Annotated in this window: 20 protein-coding genes; 19 read left to right on the plus strand and 1 reads right to left on the minus strand. The window is 34.9% G+C overall.

The annotated features are described in order from the left end of the window. Positions 1-90 precede the first annotated feature (90 nt). The 18 genes from CAB05_RS20495 (at position 91) to CAB05_RS20580 (ending at position 19,585) form a co-directional block, all read left to right on the plus strand. Entirely contained in the window at positions 91-933 is an 843-nt protein-coding gene (locus CAB05_RS20495) for an energy-coupling factor ABC transporter ATP-binding protein (protein ID WP_088003841.1), read from the plus strand. After that, on the plus strand, positions 909-1,775 hold the full coding sequence (locus tag CAB05_RS20500; protein ID WP_088003843.1) for an energy-coupling factor ABC transporter ATP-binding protein: 867 nt from the start codon (positions 909-911) through the stop codon (positions 1,773-1,775). The genes CAB05_RS20495 and CAB05_RS20500 overlap by 25 nt, the downstream gene beginning before the upstream one ends. Next, the gene (gene cbiQ, locus CAB05_RS20505; RefSeq protein WP_088003845.1) at positions 1,772-2,566 is read left to right on the plus strand and encodes a cobalt ECF transporter T component CbiQ; all 795 of its coding nucleotides are present in this window, start codon (positions 1,772-1,774) and stop codon (positions 2,564-2,566) included. The genes CAB05_RS20500 and cbiQ overlap by 4 nt, the downstream gene beginning before the upstream one ends. Before the next feature lie 12 nt (positions 2,567-2,578). Next, the gene (gene truA / locus CAB05_RS20510) at positions 2,579-3,322 is read left to right on the plus strand and encodes a tRNA pseudouridine(38-40) synthase TruA (RefSeq protein WP_088003847.1); all 744 of its coding nucleotides are present in this window, start codon (positions 2,579-2,581) and stop codon (positions 3,320-3,322) included. A gap of 156 nt (positions 3,323-3,478) precedes the next feature. Continuing rightward, positions 3,479-3,916 carry a 50S ribosomal protein L13 gene (gene rplM / locus CAB05_RS20515; protein ID WP_088003849.1) on the plus strand — a complete coding sequence of 146 codons (438 nt, stop codon included), beginning with the start codon at positions 3,479-3,481 and terminating at the stop codon, positions 3,914-3,916. A 21-nt stretch (positions 3,917-3,937) separates the two neighbouring features. Next, complete coding sequence (gene rpsI, locus CAB05_RS20520; RefSeq protein WP_056467505.1) at positions 3,938-4,330, plus strand: 30S ribosomal protein S9; 393 nt, start codon at positions 3,938-3,940, stop codon at positions 4,328-4,330. Positions 4,331-4,581: 251 nt separating this feature from the next. Continuing rightward, positions 4,582-5,853, plus strand: a complete 1,272-nt coding sequence (locus CAB05_RS20525; protein WP_088003851.1) for a cation:dicarboxylate symporter family transporter — start codon at positions 4,582-4,584, stop codon at positions 5,851-5,853. Between the two features lie 18 nt (positions 5,854-5,871). Further along, complete coding sequence (gene aspA, locus CAB05_RS20530) at positions 5,872-7,308, plus strand: aspartate ammonia-lyase (RefSeq protein ID WP_088003853.1); 1,437 nt, start codon at positions 5,872-5,874, stop codon at positions 7,306-7,308. Positions 7,309-7,436: 128 nt separating this feature from the next. Continuing rightward, on the plus strand, positions 7,437-9,128 hold the full coding sequence (locus CAB05_RS20535) for an NAD-dependent malic enzyme (RefSeq protein WP_088003855.1): 1,692 nt from the start codon (positions 7,437-7,439) through the stop codon (positions 9,126-9,128). A 134-nt stretch (positions 9,129-9,262) separates the two neighbouring features. Next, positions 9,263-10,561, plus strand: coding sequence for an ATP-binding protein (locus CAB05_RS20540; protein ID WP_088003877.1), 1,299 nt, complete (start codon positions 9,263-9,265; stop codon positions 10,559-10,561). Positions 10,562-10,565: 4 nt separating this feature from the next. Beyond that, the gene (locus tag CAB05_RS20545; RefSeq protein ID WP_088003857.1) at positions 10,566-11,501 is read left to right on the plus strand and encodes a response regulator; all 936 of its coding nucleotides are present in this window, start codon (positions 10,566-10,568) and stop codon (positions 11,499-11,501) included. Positions 11,502-11,721: 220 nt separating this feature from the next. Then, on the plus strand, positions 11,722-13,191 hold the full coding sequence (locus CAB05_RS20550; protein WP_088003859.1) for a protein adenylyltransferase SelO: 1,470 nt from the start codon (positions 11,722-11,724) through the stop codon (positions 13,189-13,191). A 179-nt stretch (positions 13,192-13,370) separates the two neighbouring features. After that, positions 13,371-14,651 (plus strand): phage portal protein, encoded by a 1,281-nt coding sequence (locus CAB05_RS20555; protein WP_088003861.1) that lies wholly within the window; start codon positions 13,371-13,373, stop codon positions 14,649-14,651. A gap of 184 nt (positions 14,652-14,835) precedes the next feature. Continuing rightward, positions 14,836-16,107, plus strand: a complete 1,272-nt coding sequence (locus tag CAB05_RS20560; protein WP_088003863.1) for an S-adenosylmethionine decarboxylase related protein — start codon at positions 14,836-14,838, stop codon at positions 16,105-16,107. 301 nt (positions 16,108-16,408) lie between these two features. Beyond that, entirely contained in the window at positions 16,409-16,840 is a 432-nt protein-coding gene (locus CAB05_RS20565; RefSeq protein ID WP_088003865.1) for a DUF2521 family protein, read from the plus strand. Between the two features lie 58 nt (positions 16,841-16,898). Next, on the plus strand, positions 16,899-17,609 hold the full coding sequence (gene cwlD / locus CAB05_RS20570) for an N-acetylmuramoyl-L-alanine amidase CwlD (protein WP_088003868.1): 711 nt from the start codon (positions 16,899-16,901) through the stop codon (positions 17,607-17,609). A gap of 95 nt (positions 17,610-17,704) precedes the next feature. Continuing rightward, the gene (salA, locus tag CAB05_RS20575) at positions 17,705-18,772 is read left to right on the plus strand and encodes an iron-sulfur carrier protein/transcriptional regulator SalA (RefSeq protein ID WP_088003870.1); all 1,068 of its coding nucleotides are present in this window, start codon (positions 17,705-17,707) and stop codon (positions 18,770-18,772) included. Positions 18,773-18,988: 216 nt separating this feature from the next. Continuing rightward, positions 18,989-19,585, plus strand: coding sequence for a KinB-signaling pathway activation protein (locus CAB05_RS20580; protein ID WP_088003879.1), 597 nt, complete (start codon positions 18,989-18,991; stop codon positions 19,583-19,585). 95 nt (positions 19,586-19,680) lie between these two features. Here CAB05_RS20580 and pdaB read toward each other — a convergent pair whose 3' ends face one another. Further along, positions 19,681-20,448, minus strand: a complete 768-nt coding sequence (pdaB, locus tag CAB05_RS20585) for a polysaccharide deacetylase family sporulation protein PdaB (protein WP_088003873.1) — start codon at positions 20,446-20,448, stop codon at positions 19,681-19,683. Between the two features lie 123 nt (positions 20,449-20,571). Between pdaB and CAB05_RS22255 the strand changes: the two genes are divergently transcribed. Continuing rightward, complete coding sequence (locus CAB05_RS22255; RefSeq protein ID WP_158093323.1) at positions 20,572-20,775, plus strand: hypothetical protein; 204 nt, start codon at positions 20,572-20,574, stop codon at positions 20,773-20,775. The last annotated feature ends 304 nt before the right edge of the window (positions 20,776-21,079 follow it).

The following is a 21,079-nucleotide window of genomic DNA, read 5'->3' on the forward strand; positions in this document are numbered from 1 at the left end:
CGTTTATTGCAAACATGTCGTTGCCCTTTTTTTATATTTACTTTTAGACTATTATATATCTATAAACAAACAAGAATTATAGGTGAAATCATGAGAAAAGATAGTATTAAAGTAGATAATATATCCTTTAAATATCCAAATGCCCAAACAAATGCAGTTCACTCAGTATCTTTTGAAATAAAAGAAAATGAATGGATCGCGATTGTAGGGAGAAATGGATCAGGTAAGTCAACTTTAGCTAAATTATTAAATGGTCTTATTCTTCCTGAAGAAGGTACTATTACAATAGATGATGAAATTATTTTAGCTGAGGAAACGATATGGGACGTACGAAAAAGAATAGCAATGGTGTTTCAAAATCCTGATAATCAGTTTGTTGGAACAACTGTATTAGATGATATAGCTTTTGGATTAGAAAACCATGGCATTGAAAAGGCCGAAATGGATCGCAGAGTTCAAGAAGTGTTAAACATCGTTAATATGATGGAATTTAAACTACATGAGCCACATTCTCTCTCTGGTGGCCAAAAACAAAGAGTTGCTATTGCAGGTGCTCTTGCTATACAACCGAGTATATTAATTTTGGATGAGGCAACTTCTATGTTAGATCCATTTGGACGCAAAGAAGTGATTGAAACAATCCGTAACCTACATAAGGACATTAATATGACTGTTATATCGATTACACATGATATCGAAGAAGCAGTACACGCTGATCGTATATTAATTATGCATGATGGTCATCTAGTTCAAAGTGTGACGCCCGAGGAACTCTTAACAACCGAATATTCACTAGAATCACTTGGATTAGCATCTCCTTTTACAAATAACCTTTCTAAGCTACTAGTAGACAAGGGTTTACCTATTAAGCAAGACCATTTAGCGCAAGAAAGTTTGGTGAGCGAATTATGCAAATTACTTTTGAAAAAGTAGGATATACCTATCAGCCTAATACGCCTTTTTCGTATCGTGCATTACATGAAATAGATGTTTCCATTCCTGATGGTTCTTACTACGCTGTAATAGGTCACACAGGCTCAGGTAAATCAACTTTTCTACAACATTTAAATGGCCTCTTACAACCTACTGAGGGGATAGCTAGAATAGATGATATTACCCTCAATTCAGATAAAAAAAATAAGAAATTAAAATCACTACGTAAAAAAGTGGGATTAGTTTTTCAGTTTCCAGAACAACAATTATTTGAAGAAACAGTAGAAAAAGATATTTGTTTTGGACCTATGAATTTTGGTGTTTCAGAAGAAGAAGCAAAAAAAAGAGCGAGAATCTTAATCGAAAAAGTAGGATTAAACGAAGATTACTTATTGAAGTCACCTTTTGAGTTAAGTGGTGGACAGATGAGGAGAATTGCCATTGCTGGCGTATTAGCGATGGAGCCGGATGTACTTGTATTAGATGAGCCAACTGCTGGACTTGATCCTAGTGGTCAAAAAGCGCTTATGGATATGTTTTATCAATTACATAAAGAAAATGGCCTTACAATCATCTTAGTGACACATAGCATGGAAGATGCTGCAAGATACGCTGATATGATTCACGTGCTTCAAAAGGGCACTACATACTTAAAAGGAAGCCCGTTAGAGGTATTCTCATATGAGAAGGAATTAGAAGCAATCGGATTACAAATCCCTTTATCATTAAAATTCCATCAAGAATTAAATCGTAGGTTAGGTATCGAGAAACAAGCTACAAGTTTAACATTAGAGCAACTTGCAGATTATATAGCAAATCTTTACAATGGGGAAACTACATGAATGGTTTAATTATCGGTAAATATATACCAATTGATTCGCTGATTCATCGTTTAGATGCAAGAGCTAAGCTTCTGACGATGTTCCTTTTTATTTTTATTGTCTTCTTTGCAAATAATTTAATAACGTATTCTATCTTATTCGTATTTGTGATGACCTCAGTTCTATTGTCAAAAGTACCTATAAGCTACTATATAAGAGGTCTCAAAACAATTTGGTGGTTAGTTTTATTTACGTTTATTCTTCATGTTTTTACAAATAAAGAAGGGCCACTACTATATGAATATGGTTGGTTAGAAATTCATAAAGAAGGAATCATTCAAGGGATTTTTATATCAGTCCGATTTTTCCTTCTAGTTTCAATTACAACAATACTAACTTTAACAACGAACCCAATCGAAATAACTGATGGTTTAGAATCATTATTCCATCCTTTTAAGCGATTTGGTTTGCCTGTTCACGAAATGGCTTTAATGATGTCAATTTCGTTACGTTTTATTCCGACTTTGATGGAGGAAACTGAAAAGATTATGAAGGCTCAGTCGTCAAGAGGAGTAGATTTTTCTTCAGGGCCTATAAAAGAGCGTCTAAAGGCATTAGTTTCATTACTAGTACCATTATTCATTCATTCTTTTAAGAGGGCTGAGGACTTAGCTATTGCGATGGAGGCCAGAGGATATCAAGGTGGAGAAGGAAGAACTAAGTTTCGAATCATGAAGTGGAAAATGAGTGATACTTTATGTCTTGTTATTTTAGTCATTCTATTTTTATTATTACTGTTTTTACGTAAGTAATGGAGAAGTGAAATGAATCGTATAAAATGTATAATCGCATATGAAGGTACACTTTTTAATGGGTATCAAGTTCAACCTAATCAACGTACTGTTCAAACAGATATTGAAAAAGTACTGACTAGGATGCATAAGGGAATGCCAATACGTATCCACGCTTCTGGTCGTACAGACACAGGAGTACATGCAGTTGGACAAGTTATTCATTTTGATAGTGAATATAATCTAGAACCAGACCAATGGAAAAAGGCATTAAATGCACAATTACCAAAGGATATATATATTAAGTCAGTTACGATCGTAGATCCGACGTTTCATTCACGCTTTGATGTTGTTCAAAAAGAATACAGATATGTAATTTGGAATGAAACGGAAGAAAATATTTTTTCGAGAAACCAACATTATTTTTTTCCATACGAGCTAGATTTTGGAAAGATGCAGGAAGCACTTCAATACTTAATTGGAACCCATGACTTCAGTTCATTCTGTGCTTCAAATACTGATATACAAGATAAAGTTCGGACAATTTATGAAGGAACGATTACGAAAGAAGAACAAGGAATCGTTATTAAGCTTGTCGGAAATGGTTTTCTTTATAATATGGTAAGGATAATTGTTGGAACATTACTCGAAGTGGGGCAAGGAAAACGCGATGTACTGAGTGTGAAAATCGCTTTAGAAGCGCGTGATCGAAGCTTTGCTGGCAAGACTTCACCGCCTCAGGGATTATTTTTATGGAAAGTAGATTATAACAACTAATCCTGGTGTAACATTTGCTTGACATTAGAAGGTAGATTGTTTAATATTAAATACGGTATTGTTTTAAGAACCACGATTAGCCCCGGAACCAGTCGTGTTAAGATAAACAATAAAAACAATTTTACTTTATGTATATTGTATTAGGAGGAAAATAGAATGCGCACAACTTATATGGCAAAAGCTAGCGAAGTTGAACGTAAGTGGTTCGTTGTTGACGCTGAAGGTAAAACTTTAGGTCGTCTTGCAACTGAAGTAGCTGCTTTACTTCGTGGAAAACACAAACCAACTTTCACACCACACATTGACTCAGGTGATAACGTAATCATCATCAATGCTGAGAAAGTTGAATTAACAGGAAATAAATTAAACAACAAAATTTACTACCGTCACACAATGTATGCTGGTGGTTTAAAAGAGCGTACTGCTTTAGAAATGCGTACTAACTACCCAGTTAAAATGCTTGAATTAGCTGTTAAAGGTATGCTTCCAAAAGGACGTCTTGGACGTGCTCAAGTTAAAAAATTACACGTGTATGCTGGTAACGAGCATCCACACCAAGCACAAAAACCAGAAGTTTACGAACTTCGCGGATAATAATAAAAGGAGGGCATTCACATGGCACAAGTACAATACTATGGCACAGGACGTCGTAAAAGCTCAGTAGCTCGTGTACGTTTAGTTCCTGGCGAAGGACGCGTTATCATTAACGGTCGTGATTTTGAAGATTACATCCCATTCGCTGCATTAAGAGAAGTTGTTAAACAACCACTTGTTGCAACTGAAACTTTAGGTAGCTATGATATTCTAGTAAACGTTAACGGCGGTGGATACACTGGTCAAGCTGGTGCAATTCGTCACGGTATCTCTAGAGCATTATTACAAGTTGATCCTGAATACCGCGGAACTTTAAAACGCGCTGGATTATTAACTCGTGATGCACGTATGAAAGAGCGTAAAAAATACGGTCTTAAAGGTGCACGTAGAGCTCCTCAGTTCTCAAAACGTTAATTTTATTTTTACAAGGCTCTTTTCCACTCAGTGGGGAAGAGCTTTTTTCATTTACAATCAGTATGTTTATTATAAATACGTGAATGATATACGAATTATTCTAGTAAGCCCAACCAATTGGTTGGGCTTTTTTGTTCCTCAAAATTTTTTCGAATCATTCTGTAGGTTTCTGTATTGTTTTGTAGTTTTACTTTTAGACTTAGTTAAGTATTAATTATTTTAATTTGAAAGCGTTCACAAGGGGGATGTTCATGAAGAAATTTGGATTAGCTACGCAAATTTTTGTTGCTCTTATATTAGGAATCGTGGTTGGGGCTATATTTTACGGAAACGAAACAGCAATAGCTTATATTGCACCGATTGGTGATATATTCATTCACTTAATAAAAATGATTGTTATGCCGATTGTAATAGCAGCACTGATTGTTGCAGTTGCAGGTGTGGGTGATATAAAAAAGTTAGGAAAACTTGGTGGTAAAACGCTACTTTATTTCGAAGTAATCACAACGATTGCATTAGGAATTGGATTATTGGCTGCTAACTTGTTCCATCCTGGTACAGGAATTGATATGGATCATCTTCAAAAAGGAGATATTTCCGCATACGAACAAACAGCTACTGCTACACAAAACAAAGGCTTCGCAGAGACGATTGTTCATATTTTTCCAAAGAATGTGTTTGAATCTATGTCACAAGGCGACCTTTTACCGATTATTTTCTTCTCAGTTCTATTTGGTTTAGGGGTTGCTGCAATTGGAGACAAAGGTAAGCCAGTATTACATTTCTTTGAAGGTGTATTAGAAGCAATGTTTTGGGTTACAAACCAAGTAATGAAGGCTGCTCCATTTGGGGTATTTGCGTTAATAGCTGTAACGGTTGCTAAGTTCGGCGTAAGTACATTGCTTCCGCTAGGAAAACTTGTATTAGCCGTGTATTTAACTGTTCTGTTTTTCGCAATTGTCATTTTAGGTATTAATGCAAAAATGGCAGGAACAAATATTTTTACGCTAATTAAAATTTTAAAGGAAGAACTAATCCTTTCATTTACAACAGCGAGTTCTGAAGCAGTGCTTCCAAACATTATGAAAAAAATGGAGCAATTTGGCTGTCCGAAAGCAATTGTTTCATTCGTTATTCCGACTGGATATACATTTAACTTAACTGGTTCTGCAATTTATCAAGCACTTGCTTCACTTTTTGTTGCACAGATGTATAATATACACATGTCCTTTTTTGAACAAGTTACATTATTATTTGTACTTATGTTAACCTCAAAAGGTATGGCAGGTGTTCCTGGTGCATCGTTCGTTGTTGTACTGGCAACACTAGGTTCAATGGGATTACCATTAGAGGGAATCGCATTAATTGCGGGAATAGACCGTATTTTAGATATGATTCGCTCAGCTGTAAACGTATTAGGAAACTCATTAGCAGCCATTACGATGGCGAAATGGGAAGGCGAATTTGATAAAGATAAAGCGCAACAATATATGAATTCTGTTAAGGAATCAAAAGTTGCGTAAAGATTGGAGAAGAGTGCGATGACATTTACTGAAACTAAACCTAATATTCGGTTAGAGAAAGATTTTCTAGGGGAAAAAGAATTGCCTGCGGATGCTTATTATGGGATCCAAACATTACGTGCTGTTGAAAACTTTCCGATTACAGGATATAAAATTCATGAAGAATTAATTAAAGCTTTGGCTGTTGTTAAAAAAGCTGCAGCTCTTGCAAATATGGAAACAAAGCGCCTTTATGAAGGAAATGCTATGGCCATTGTAAATGCAGCTCAAGAAATCATTGATGGCAAATGGCATGATCATTTCATTGTTGACCCAATTCAAGGTGGTGCGGGTACTTCAATGAACATGAATGCGAATGAAGTCATTGCCAATCGTGCTCTAGAATTGATTGGTAAAGAAAGAGGAGACTATTTCTGTATTAGTCCCAATAGCCATGTAAATATGTCACAGTCTACAAACGATGCTTTTCCGACTGCAATTCACATTGCAACTTTAAATATGCTAGAAAAATTATTAAAAACAATGGAATATATGCATGAGGTTTTTGAGTCAAAAGCAAAAGAATTTGATCATGTCATCAAAATGGGTCGTACTCACTTGCAGGATGCTGTTCCAATTCGTTTAGGTCAAGAGTTTGAGGCTTATGCTCGAGTAATTGCTCGCGATATCAAACGTATCAAGCAATCACGCCAGCACTTATATGAAGTAAATATGGGGGCAACAGCGGTAGGGACAGGCTTGAACGCTGATCCTCGCTATATTGAGCTTGTCGTAAAACATCTTGCTGAAATTAGTGGTTTATCACTTGTAGGTGCAGAACATCTTGTAGATGCAACTCAAAATACAGATTCCTACACGGAAGTATCAGCTTCACTTAAAGTATGTATGATGAACATGTCCAAAATTGCGAATGATTTACGATTAATGGCATCAGGTCCTCGAGCAGGTTTAGGAGAGATTACATTACCTGCACGTCAACCTGGTTCTTCAATTATGCCTGGAAAAGTAAACCCAGTTATGGCTGAAGTTATTAATCAAGTGGCATTCCAAGTAATTGGAAACGATCATACAATTTGTTTGGCATCTGAAGCAGGTCAATTAGAACTAAATGTTATGGAGCCAGTACTTGTTTTCAACTTACTTCAATCAATCAATATTATGAATAATGCATTCCGTGCATTTACAGATTACTGCTTAAAGGGCATTGAAGCGAATGAAGAAAGAGTAAAAGAATATGTAGAAAAGAGCGTAGGGATTATCACTGCTGTTAATCCGCATATTGGCTATGAAGTTGCGGCTCGAATTGCACGAGAAGCAATTTTAACTGGTCAACCGATTCGTGAGCTTTGCTTAAAATATGATGTGTTAACAGAAGAAGAACTTGATTTAATTCTAGATCCTTATGAAATGACTCACCCAGGTATTGCGGGTGCATCTCTATTAGATAGACAGTAATGAACTGAATCAGCAAAAGAGGGCGAAAAAGCCCTTTTTTTGCTTAACATAAATTAAATCTACTTAATGGGTTCATATAAAAAATAACTAAATGAATGAATGATGATTGGAAAAAAGGAAGGGATTATATGTATAAATTTAAGGTAGACTCTAATGGGGAAGTAAAAACTACCTTACGTGGTGCCGAACTAATGGCTATCCCGTTATTAAATAAAGGCGTTGCTTTTACTGAAGAGGAGCGAAAGGAATTAGGATTAACTGGATTACTGCCACCAGCAGTATTGTCTTTAGATGAGCAGGCACGACGCGCTTACGAGCAGTTTTCTTCGCAACCGACTGATTTGCATAAAAATGTAACGCTATCTGCATTACATGATCGAAATGAAATACTATTTTATCGTGTGTTGACAGATCATTTACCTGAAATGCTTCCGATTGTCTATACTCCAACAGTTGGTTTGGCAATCAAACGTTTTAGTAATGAATATCGCCGACCTCGTGGGATGTATTTATCAATCAATGATTTTGATGGCATTGAACAAGCAATTGATAATTTTGGTGCTAGTGCAGAAGATATTGATTTAGTTGTTATTACCGATGGAGAAGGTATTTTAGGAATTGGTGACTGGGGAGTTGGCGGCATCAATATCGCAATTGGAAAATTAGCCGTTTATACAGCGGCTGCTGGAATCGATCCTGCGAGAGTACTTCCTGTCATATTAGATGTGGGTACAGACCGTGAAGAGCTTTTAAGCAACCCATTTTATATTGGAAATCGCCATCCTCGTGTGCGTTCTGATATTTATGATGATTTCATTGAGAAGTTTGTGAGTACTGTAGTAAGAAGATTTCCTAATGCATTATTACATTGGGAAGATTTTGGCACACAAAATGCGCGAGATATATTAGAGAAGTATCGAGATAGTGTGTGTACATTTAATGACGATATTCAAGGCACTGGAGCTGTTTCGCTAGCTGCTGTGTTAGCCGCAGTACGTGCTTCTGATATTCCGTTAAGCGAACATCGTATTGTAGTGTTTGGAGCGGGGACAGCGGGAATTGGAATAGCCGATCAAGTTCGTGATGCAATGGTACGCGAGGGGCTTTCATGGGAAGCTGCTAACAGAAGATTTTGGTGTATTGACCGAAATGGTTTACTTTCAGAGGATATGGAGTTATACGACTTCCAGCGACCATATGCACGCCCAATAGATGAGAATAATTCAGGAGCAAGCTTAGCAGAAGTTGTTGGTCAAGTTCATCCGACTATTTTAATTGGTACATCAACAGTAGCTGGGGCTTTTACTGAAGAGATAGTAAAGGAAATGGCAGCACATGTTGAAAGACCTGTTATTATGCCTATGTCTAATCCGACACCTCTTGCAGAGGCAAAACCTGCTGATTTAATTCATTGGACAGAGGGAAGAGCTTTAGTGGCAACTGGTAGTCCATTTCCTAATGTCACATATAATAAAACAGTTTATGTGATTGGACAATCTAATAATGCTTTAATTTTCCCAGGGCTTGGTCTTGGAACGAATGTTTCTCGTGCACGCATTATAACTGACGGAATGTTTGCAGCGGCTGCAGAAGCTGTGGCTTCGATGATTGACGTTAGTAAATTAGGTGCACCTTTACTTCCGCAAATTGAAAATCTTCGTGAAATTTCTGAAGTCGTTGCGATAGAAGTAGCAAAAGCAGCTGTAGCTGATGGTGTAGCTCGCGTTCTGCATGATGATATTCAACAAGCTGTAAGAAATGCCATGTGGGAACCTGAATATCGACCTATTAAAGCTGTAACAAACGCTTATATTGGATAGTATAGAAAGTACCGGTACAGCTTGTTTAAATGAACAAGCTGTATTTTCTTATTAAATTACGTAGTGTATGGAGGGCAACTGTGTTTATAAATCCAAAACGAAGTACTCTTGGCATAAATCGGGGAGTATCAGAATTGAAGCCAGATCAACTTCAAGACAAGGACGTCTGGATTGTTATTGCTTTAATGATTATCGTACCGATTGCGGGTGAATTAAACTTTCATCCATTCGATAATATATTTCGTGTCAGTTTTGGAACGCCTATTTTCTTTTTTTCTTTATTGTACTTTAGAAAAATTTCACCCTTTTTTTTAGGGCTTTTTGTAGGAGCGGCCGTTTTTATCTTTCGTGTTGGTTTGGACTGGGTGGTTTTGGCAGATTTTAGTCTAGATAGTTCATTCTCTATAAGATACCCGACGTTTTTTTACTATCTAATGTATGCCTTTCTGTTTTACCTACTCAGAGTAAATCGTTTCCAACATCCTTTACTGATTGGCTTTTTCGGCATTACAATCGAAATTGCATCTAGTCTTTTAGAGCTAATACTCCAACTGATTGGAATCGGTTCAGAACTTACGGTAGGTGAATTAAACAAAATTATTATTATTGCTATATTTCGAAGCTTTTTTGTTTTAGCTTTTATTAATATGATGAAACTGTACGAACTAAGATTAAAAGAATCGCAAACCCGGAGAGAGAATGAGAATATGCTCATGCACCTTTCCAATTTATATGTTGAGTCTGTTTATTTGAAAAAGACGCTACAAAATGCAGAGACAATCACAAAGGAATCCTATCATTTATATCGTAATATGAATCAAGTTAATCCTGATCAAGGGTATCCAATTGAAGAGTGGGGAAAAAGAGCCTTGCGAATCGCAGGAGAAGTACATGAAATAAAAAAGGATAATCAGAGAATCTTTGCAGGTCTTTCAAAGCTCATTTCAAGTGAAAGCTTGCCAGAATATATGAATGTAAATGAATTAGCGCTTATTATTATTAGAAGCAATCAGAAGTATGCGGCACTACTAGGAAAGAAAATAGAGTTTGATTCTAAAATAAACGGTAAACATTCGAATTATCATATTTACTTAATGCTATCCTTTATCAACAATTTAGTTGCTAACGCAGTTGAAGCAATTGAAAATATAGGGACGATTATGATTTCAATTGATAAAGCTGACGACGATTGGATTGAATGTAAAGTAAGTGACAATGGTCCAGGAGTTCCTTCAAAATATACCGAGCTTATTTTTAAACCTGGGTTCACCTCAAAATATAGAGGAGATGGAACACCATCAACAGGGATAGGTCTATCTTATATAAAAGAAATGGCAGAGGAATTAGGAGGAGAAGTAACACTTAGTCAAAAAGAGCACGAATGTATTTTCATGATCCGACTACCGGTTCGAAGTCTAGTCGAGAAAGGTTGAGTTTATGCTTTTTTATATCACAGACGACGATGAAGTTTTTCGTTCAATGTTGTCACAAATTATAGAAGACGAAGAGTTGGGAGAAGTTGTTGGCGAAGCGGAAGATGGTTCGTTTCTAGATGCGCATACTTTAGCATTAAGACAAGTAGATATTCTATTTATCGATTTGCTCATGCCAAATCAAGATGGAATTGAAACGATTCGAAATATAGGGCCATCTTTTAAAGGGAAAATCATTATGATTTCTCAAGTAGAATCTAAAGAGCTCATTGGAGAGTCATATTCTCTCGGAATAGATTATTACATCACAAAGCCTTTGAATAAAATTGAAGTAATATCGGTTATAAGAAAGGTGATGGAACGGATCAGATTAGAACGATCTATAAAAGATATTCAAAAATCACTTAGCAATGTATTTGAATGGAACTCATCACATAATCAAAAACCTCTTTCTGATAAAAAGAAGATTACAGATTGGGGACAAGTTCTTTTATCTGAGCTTGGCATAGCTGGAGAAAATGGCAGCAAGGACCTACTCGATATGATCAATTATATATTTGAATATGAAGCAAATCTTACCTTTGAGGCGGGGTTCCCTACTCTTAAGGATATTCATACTCATATAAGTTTGAAGAAATTAGGTATGAGTGCTACACAAGAGGATGTAGACAGAGAAAGGAAAGCTTCCGAACAACGTGTTCGTCGTGCAATTAATCAATCATTAAACCATATGGCATCAATTGGTCTTACTGACTTTGCGAATCCTAAATTTGAGAACTATGCTTCAAAATTTTTTGACTTTGAAACAGTGCGTCAACGAATGACAGAATTAAAGCTTGCAACATCTCTTACGTCATCAACACATACAAGAGTAAATGCTAAGAAGTTTATTCAAGTATTGTATTTTGAGGCTAAACAAATGCTAGCTGAAGGTTATTAGAATAAAGAAAATAAAAATGCGTTCTCAACCTTTTGGGTTGGGACTTTTTTATATTGATTTAACACTTTTGGAACGAATTGATTAGAGAATAAATAACTTTTGAGTAGAAAACAATAAATGCTATGAATAACAATCATTCATTAAATGAGCTTGTTCTTTTGTATGATATATTTAGAGGAAGTATATATTTTAAAAAGGCATAAAATAAAAAGGAGATATGATGACGAATAAAAATGAACACCATATTGGATGGAACTTTGATAATAGCTATGTTAGACTTCCGGAAATGTTCTTTACGAAAATCAATCCAACCAAAACTAGTTCGCCAAAGTTAGTGATTCTCAATGATTCATTAGCTAAAGACCTTGGGTTAGATATCCAGGCATTAGAAAGTGCTGAAGGGATTGAAGTTCTTTCAGGTAACCAAATACCAGAAGGTGCAATGCCGCTCGCACAAGCTTATGCTGGTCATCAATTTGGATATTTCAACATGTTAGGTGACGGTCGTGCAATATTAATAGGAGAGCAAATTAACTCTTTAGGTGAGCGGGTTGATATTCAACTAAAAGGTCCTGGTCGAACGCCATATTCAAGAGGTGGAGATGGTCGTGCCGCAATCGGTCCGATGTTACGAGAATATATTATTAGTGAAGCAATGCATGCACTTGGAATTCCTTCAACACGGAGTTTAGCTGTGGTTTTAACAGGAGACGTCATTAGGCGTGAAACTTTGTTGCCAGGCGCTATATTAACACGTGTAGCTGCTAGTCATATTCGAGTAGGAACGTTTCAATATGCATCAAAATGGGGCAGTACGGAGGATTTGAAGACGCTAGCCGACTATACGATTGGGCGCCACTATCCTGATATAGAACATACTCCAAACCGTTATCTTTCACTACTTCAAGAAGTGATTCAGCGTCAGGCGAAATTAATCGCCAAGTGGCAGTTGGTAGGATTTATCCATGGAGTAATGAATACAGATAATATGACAATTAGTGGAGAAACGATCGATTATGGACCATGTGCTTTTATGGATACATATCATCCCGAAACGGTATTTAGTTCAATAGATACTCAAGGGCGCTACGCTTATGGGAATCAACCACTTATTGCAGGTTGGAATCTTGCTAGATTTGCCGAAACTTTACTGCCTTTACTTCATGAGGATCAAGAAGAAGCTGTGAAATTAGCCCAAGCTGAAGTTTCGAATTTTATTGAGATCTTTCATTCAAACTGGCTTATGGGAATGAGAGCAAAACTAGGATTATTTAACGAAGATGAGCAGGATGAATCCCTCATTGAAGATCTTCTAAATATGATGCAAAAATATAAAGCAGACTATACAAACACATTTGTTTCCTTAACTTTTGGTAAGCCAGAGGATACAACACTTTATGGGACACAAGAATTTGAACAATGGAATGAACAGTGGCAAGCAAGAAAAAGCAGTCAAAAGGAAACAGAGGACGAATCAACTCAATTAATGAGAACGAGCAATCCTGCCCTAATCCCTCGTAATCATAAAGTGGAGGCTGCACTAGAAGCCGCAGAAAAAGGAGACTTGAGTTTGATGACCAAGCTCCTAAGCGCGCTTTCTAAACCTTTTGCACATTCACCTGAACAATGTGCTTTTGCAACATTACCTGAGCAATCAAATGAACCATATCGAACATTTTGTGGAACATGATGATGTGAAAAAACTCTCAACTATTTTTTGGTTGAGAGTCTTTTTATGGAATAAAAGGAATAATCTAATTGTCCAAGTCATAATTTTAATAGATAAAAATTAAAAAATCTTAATTTATAGATTATGATATGTACCCTTATCCCTAACCCTTTATTACTAATAGTTGGGAGTGGTAGCCATTGGGCTTAATTGAAAAGATACTTGGTAAAAAGAACTATACGTCGAACTTAGCTCATTTTAATTTGCTTAATGATGATGGTGAAGGATTTTTTACTTTAGGAGACAAATTATTTAAAAGTGATGTGATCAGAGCTTGTATTAGGCCAAAAGCGAGGGCAATTGGAAAACTTACAGCTAAACATATTCGAGAAAATATAAAAGAATGTAAAGTAAATCCGGACCCATGGATCATTAGTGTACTTGAGGAACCGAATCAATTTATGACTGGGCAAATGCTTCAAGAGAAATTAGCGATTCAATTAGAATTAAACAATAATGCCTTTGCATATATAAAGCGAAATGAATATGGTTATCCATCTGAAATTTTTCCAATACCTTGTACGAAAATTGAAGTATTGGAAAACAAACAAGGTGTAATATTTTTAAAATTTACTTTTAAAACAGGTAGGGTTATTACATTACCGTATGATGATATTATTCATTTAAGACAAGACTTTAATGATCATGATTTATTTGGTGATCCCCCTTACGATGCTTTATTACCACTACTAGATCTAGTTGATACAATTGATGACACAGTTGTACAAAAAACAAATGGAAATCATTTGATAAAATGGCTATTAAACTTTAAAGAAGTACTTGATCAGTCTGAAATGGAGAAAAATGCAACAGAATTTGTTAATAATTATATGAAGATAACAGGAGCGGGCGTTAAAGTAGGTATATCTGAACCTAGCTATGAATTAGAGCAGGTTAAATCAGATAGTTATGTACCAGAGTCACAACGATCATTAGATGCGATACGACGCATTTATAATTTTTTTAATACAAACGAAAAAATTGTTCAGGGATCTTATAATGAAAATGAATGGAATACGTATTATGAAAGTGTAATTGATCCTTTAGCCATTCAAATGAGCAATGAATTTACTAGGAAGATTTTTTCGAGTAGAGAAAGAAGTAGTGGAAATAGAATAATTTTTGAAACATCTAACTTGCAGTTCGCCTCAATTGCTACAAAGTTAAGTTTATCTGTTATGGTCGACCGTGGCTCATTAACGCCAAATGAATGGCGTTCAATCATGGCATTTGGACCAATTATGAGAGGGAATACGCCAATTAGAAGTACAACTTTGGTACCGATAGATGAAAAGGAAAAAGATAGGGAGTGGGAGTTAGAAAGAGAAAGAGAAAAGAAAAGAGAAGAAGAGATGAAAAAATGTATAGAAGAAGTAAAATCAAAGGAAAAAGAGAAAGAAAAGAAACCAGATGAGAAATAAAAATAATGATGAATGAAAAATGGCTCCTAACAACGATCTTGTTACGGGCCATTTTTATTGTTTTTTTTGTTACTGCTGTTATTTTAAAATCCATTTTTCATGATACTTGTCCAAACACGATTGTCTAAGCATTCATATTATAAAGTAATGCGAAGAACTAAACAAATTCATGGAGTTGTTTTATATGAAAGAAATGGACAAGAATGCAGTTATTACACTTTTAGGCAGTTCAGGAGGCGTAGCAAAGGCTGTACTATCGATTTTTAATAAAGCATTTCAAGATCAAGATGATCCACTTTATCACATCTTACAAGGTACAAGATTTCATTTAATTGATCTTAAACAAAAAGACGTATCTTATTTTGAAAACATTATGCCAGTTTTGATGGACCGTGTGACATTTCATGAAATGAATTTAAATAATTTGGATTCATTTAACAAACATTTAATTGATTCCAATACGTCGCTTGTAATTGATGTTTCAAGAGCGGATTCTGTTGAAATGCTAAGGTGTTGTAATGAGCTTGGTATTAAATATGTGAACACTGCGTTAGAAAGTGAAATTGTAGATGAAGATGAAAGTATAAAAAACGGTTTTCCACTTAAAGAGCGTTTGCGAATTTTTGAGGAAAACAAAAGAAAATTCAAAAATACCTCAGCTATTATTGGATCTGGAATGAACCCAGGAATAGTCCAGTGGATGGCACTTGATTTAATGAATCAACACCCTTCAGAAAAACCTCAAGCATGTTATATCGTTGAACATGATGATTCTTTTTATGAGGATCCCTCAGTTGCTCAGAAAGATACTATTTACACTACTTGGTCACCAGTTTGTTTTTTAGAAGAAGCTGTAACTAGCTTTCCGATGTTTGTGAAACAAGATATTCCAATTTTTCTTTATGAAAATGTTTATTCGGTGGAATTTAAAGTAACATTAGGTGATAAACAATTTTATGGCTGTTTGATGCCGCATGAAGAAGTATTTATCATCGGAAAACTATTTAATTTAGAAAGTGGATTTCTATATCGTGTAAATGAGCACACAACAAATTTAATTCGAGAAAACTTAAATAATGTCGAACAAATAATGGATTTTGATAAAAAGCTTCTTGATCCTTCAACTGCACCTTTAAATGGTGAGGATTTAGTAGGTGTACTGCTTGTATATGAAGAAAAAGAAAGATTTGTTTACAATGTAATGAATAATGAGTATGCATTTAAAAATTATGGTACGAATGCCACGTATCTTCAAGTAGCTTGTGGTGTTTATGCTGGAGTTACGAGTTTATTTTTAGATTCTTTTACAAAAGGAGCATATTTTGTAGATGAATTATTATTGGATACAAACAGTAAATACGGTACGTACTTGAAATATCATATGCCTCATTTTATTTATGGAGAAAATCCAACTAGTGATGGAATGCTACTTCAGAGAATGAAATCATTTAAGTAAAGCCATTCAGACCGACCGCCGATCGATAGCTTTCTTCGTTGATTCGCCTGCTTGTGTTACTCATGTACCGTCAAATGGTAACTTAAGCTGCACATCCGGCTATGGCCACGAACGACAAGCATTTTTGATCAGTCCGAGTCTATTAACTACAAGCAAAGCCAATTACTTCAGAGTATTGGCTTTTTACTGTCGATAAAGATTTATGAAAATTATTACTTCTTACATGGAAGAAATTAAGTATCTACTTTTTGAATGAACATTCCCCTTTCGTCTTAGACTATTGCTACGGGGAGGTTTCAACATGAATGTTATTACAAATTTTCGAGAAAAAAGAAGAGCTAAACAAATTACATTTGAAAAAAGTTTATTGAAAGAATTGAAAATTTTGCAACTAAAATCCCAATTAAAGGATTCATTTTCATATTTTATAGATGCGGATACTCATCAAAGAAAAGCAAGGGAAGATTATTGTTTTGAGTTAGCTGTAGAGACGTATCTACTTGGAGCTAGATATAGTAGGTTCGGCTTTTATGGTGAGCCAATTGAAAGTGTAAAGAAACGATCAGCGAAAGAAACAGAATGGTTAGCGTATTTATTTTATTCTTCTGTTTTTGGTCGAAGAGATGATATTCAAACTGAACCATTTAATCAATGTAAATCTTTTTTACATAACTGGTGGTTAGACGGATATGTAAAAGGTGAAAGAAGACATAGACTTCGCTTATCAAAGTAAGTCATATTCTCCCTAGTTGTCCCATATATTTTTTATAGGACAATCAGGGGGAGAAAAAATGAAGAGATGGCATTTAATTGTAATTATAGTGACATTTGTTTTTGTAATTTTATGTATACCTTTATTGCAAAAGACATCTAAGACATGGACATTAAAAGGATTACCTTTAGATGGGAAAGTAATTGTTTTAGATGCAGGGCATGGTGGTCCTGATGGTGGGGCTTCTGGTGGTGATGTAATTGAAAAAATTGTTGCGTTATCAATTACGAATAAACTAAGGGATTATTTACAAGAGCAAGGTGCTTCAGTCATCATGACAAGAGATGGTGATTATGATTTAGCCGAAGAAGGCTTAAAGGGCTACAGTAGAAGAAAGAGTATGGACCTAAGAAGAAGAGTAGAGATCATTAATAATTCTAATGCAGACTTATACTTATCAGTGCATTTAAACTCTTTACCTGGTACTTCTTCTAAAGGAGCGCAAACCTTTTACTATGGATCTTTAATAGAAAATGAGCGCTTTGCTAAATATGTTCAAGCGGAGCTTAGAGAGAGCCTAAATAATACTCATCGTTTAGCGAAGATTATTAATCATGTTTATTTAATGAAGTATTCAAAAGTACCTGGTGCACTCGTTGAAGTTGGATTTTTATCAAATTATGAAGAAAGCCAGCAACTACGCGATGAAGAGTATCAGAACCAGCTTGCGGCGGCAATATACAGAGGAGTAATAAGGTATTATACAGATAAAAACGAACCGCCGAATTAATCGGTGGTTTTCATTTTATTAAGAAAGATTTACGTAAGACTATATATGTCACATGTGTTATACTATTTAGTATATTGAGATAACGAGGTGTAATTATGCTTACTAACGAACAAGTATTGTCACTTTTAGGAACAATTAATGAACCTTTCATAAATAAATCTTTCTTAGAATTAAATGCAGTAAAAGAAATTTCAATTAAAGAAGAGAAAAATCATGTAAGTGTTAAAGTTGCATTATTTAAAACAGGTACAGCAGAACAAATGCAAATTCAAACACAAATTGTTCAAGTGTTAAAACAAAATGGCGCTGATACTGTTGGTATCCGTTTTACGGAGTTTACTGAAGAAGAGAAAAGTCAGTTTACTCAAAGTGAAGAAGGACAAGAAGAAGCTAGTCTTTCATTATTAGATAATAAAAAAGTTGAATTTATCGCAATTGCCAGCGGTAAAGGTGGTGTAGGTAAATCAACTGTTTCTGTAAATTTAGCAGTTGCCTTAGCAAGAATAGGTAAAAAAGTTGGTATCATCGATGCTGATATCTATGGTTTTAGTGTGCCTGATATGATGGGGATTACAACTAGACCAGTTATTCGTGGAGAGCGAATCATACCTGTAGATCGTTTTGGTGTAAAAGTTATTTCAATGGGATTCTTTGTTGAAGACAATTCACCAATTATTTGGAGAGGTCCAATGCTTGGTAAAATGCTACAGCAATTCTTTACTGAAGTTGAATGGGGCGATCTAGATTATTTACTGTTAGATTTACCACCAGGAACTGGGGATGTAGCATTAGATGTTCATAGTATGTTACCTTCATGTAAGGAAATCATCGTAACAACTCCACATCCTACTGCATCAGTAGTAGCTGCAAGAGCGGGAGTCATGGCGCTTAAAACAAACCATGAAGTAATTGGTGTTGTAGAGAATATGAGTTATTTTGAAAGTAAAAATACTGGCGAAAAGGAATATGTCTTTGGAAAAGGTGGAGGAGAGAGGCTTGCTAAAGAGCTTCAAACTACACTGTTAGGACAATTGCCATTAAAACAACCAGATTGGGATGAAGAAGACTTCGCACCATCAATTTACGATCAAAATCATCCAACAGGAAAAATATATACAGATATTGCGAAACAAGTAGTAGAAAAAATCGTATTAAATAAATAAAGACAGAATCTTTACCCTTTTAATTTATTAAGCATGTTTTTTATGATAGTATTGGTTATGGATTTTACATATACCAAGTAAGAAACATGTTTAGAATTATTAGGGTATTTATTTTGTTTAAAAAGTAAGTTTTTAGTAAATAAAGTTAGAATGTTTAATCATTATGAAAGCGGTTTTGCTTTAAATGTATGGGGGAGCAGGAATAGAATGGCAAAGATGACGAGTCGAAAAGTGGTTCGATTATTTTTTACAACCTTGTTGGTTGGTGGAATTAGTACCATTATTACAGGTGTGCTTTACGGTTATAAAGAGTATTTCGGTTATTTACAGGATCTACGATTTACAAAGTTACTTTTGGAAGCATCGTGGTTATTTATATTAGGGTTGGTTTTCAGTGCTGTAAGCCAAATGGGGTTTTTCGCTTATTTAACAGTTCACAGATTCGGATTAGGATTTTTTAAATCTCCTCAAGTCTGGAATGTCATTCAAATTGGGTTAATTATGTTTGCACTATTTGATCTTGCGTACTTCCGATTAATAGAATTTGCTAAAGATGGGGATTCATATGTCGGTTATATTTTATTCCCGGTGATACTTTTTGTATGTAGTTTGCTTGTAGCATATATCAAAAGTAAGGAAACAAACAAAGGTGCATTTATTCCAGCATTATTTTTTATGATAGTTGTAACAATTGTTGAATGGATCCCAGCATTAAGACAAGATGACCTATCTTGGTTAATTTTAATGGCTGTGCCATTATTTGTTTGCAATACATATCAATTATTAACTTTACACAGAATTTTAAAAAGCTAAGAGAAATATCTCTTAGCTTTTTTATTAGGTTTTTAAATAGCATTGTTTAGGATGCAGACTAGATTGATCCTCGATTAAAAATATGAACAGATCCTTTAATTAACAACTTTCGTTTTTGTTTTCGTATTTGATATCATTTGCGAGACTGATACGTTTTTATATCCTTTATCTCTTAAATAGGAAATGATCAACGGAATTGCCTTAGGTGTTTGTAATGCAGAGTCACTAGCATGAAGTAGTATAATATCACCTGGATTTGTATTTTCTTTAACTGTTTCAAAAATTTGATTTGTTCCCGGATTTCTCCAATCCTCAGTATTTATACTCCAATGTACAACTGAAAGATTATATCGAGATGCAACTTTAATGACTTCTTTATTAAATTCTCCATTGGGCGGTCTAAACAGTTTTACGTCTTTAACGCCTAGTCGTTTAAATACTTCATCTGAATTATTTAAATCGCGTTGCATTTCTAATGTCGTTAGTTGTGTGTAGCTTTTATATCGATATCCTAGTGTTCCGATTTCGTGTCCTTGTTTGACAATTGTTTCAACAATCTCAGGATGTCTCTCTGCCCAAGATGCGGATAAGAAAAAAGTCGCATTATTGATTCTCTGGTTTTTTAATACTTCTAATACTTTAACAGCATTTTCATCTCCCCAACTAATATCAAACGTTAAAGCGATATTCTTTCTAGATGCATCACCCTTATAGATCGCCATAGGTCCTTTACTCGTCGAAAAGGTAGAGAATGTTTTAGGTGCTTGTATATAAACTAAGCAAGCTGTAAAAAATGCAATAATAGTTATTAAGGATATTTGTTTTAATTTCCTTTTAGAGGTGATATAAAAATAGAAAAGCATAAACTCCCCTTCCTTCTTGTACAAGTTCTTAGTTAAAGGATATGAACTCAAATAAGCTTGTATGCTATAAATCAAAAATATTACATATTCCAAAAAGGTAAGAGAATAGTAAAAATCTGCTTAGTGATTGCTTTGAAAAGGGGTGGAGAGATGTATGGTATTCTTTTAAGAAAAGAACATGTACTGGAAATAGAATCTCTTGTTTTACGTTCCATTAAAGAAATAGAACAGGAATTATCTACAAAGCATTTTAATGAGAGTGTAAGATCTGAGTTGTTACAAAAGAAAATAATATTGACTGAAGTTTATAGTAGACTTCCTTTATAAAAAGCTTTGATAATTTTTTTATAAAATAATTCTATAAAAGTGTTGACGTTACTTTTAAACACGTGTTATATTATTAAGCGTCGTCAACGAAACGAAATAAAGCTTGTTTAAAAGAATTTAAATAAATTTTATAAAGTTGTTGACAATGAATAAAGTGAAATGTTAATATAAGAAAGTCGCTTACGAGCGACAAAGTGAACTTTGAAAACTAAACAAAACATGAAGTAAAACGTCAATTATTAGTTTTTTGAGCAATACAAGATTTAAACTTAACTATTATGGAGAGTTTGATCCTGGCTCAGGA

It is taken from the genome of Gottfriedia solisilvae (genome assembly GCF_002128405.1).
GTDB classification, from domain to species: domain Bacteria; phylum Bacillota; class Bacilli; order Bacillales; family Bacillaceae_G; genus Gottfriedia; species Gottfriedia solisilvae.